Origin of the sequence: Pseudoalteromonas sp. HM-SA03 (genome assembly GCF_002289345.1) — a bacterium.
Taxonomy (GTDB): Bacteria; Pseudomonadota; Gammaproteobacteria; order Enterobacterales; family Alteromonadaceae; genus Pseudoalteromonas.
In genome coordinates, this window is record NZ_NSDG01000145.1 from 1 (window position 1) to 236 (window position 236).

Genomic DNA, 236 nt, shown 5'->3' on the forward strand with positions numbered 1-236 from the left:
CAATATTCCAGACCGACTCTTTACGGAATAATGCCATGCCAATAACAGACCAAAGCACCGCTTCTAGAGGTAACCTACGCTTTCTAACGGTGGCTACTCCTGCTTGTTGAAAACCTTGTTCAATAAGTTCAGAAGATAAAATTTCAGATAACTTTTCAAACGTATGGTAACGCGTGCTTTCTTCGAAAGCTGAATGAAGAGCTTGTTCTATATTCACAAAAAATCCGTAGTTAGTT

General features: G+C 39.0%; 1 protein-coding gene. It reads right to left on the reverse strand.

What is annotated here, in order from left to right; genetic code table 11:
• The coding region (locus tag CKO50_RS23090; protein WP_176474741.1) for a transposase domain-containing protein at nt 1-217 on the reverse strand (217 nt) is incomplete at its 3' end.
• Nucleotides 218-236 lie beyond the last annotated feature (19 nt).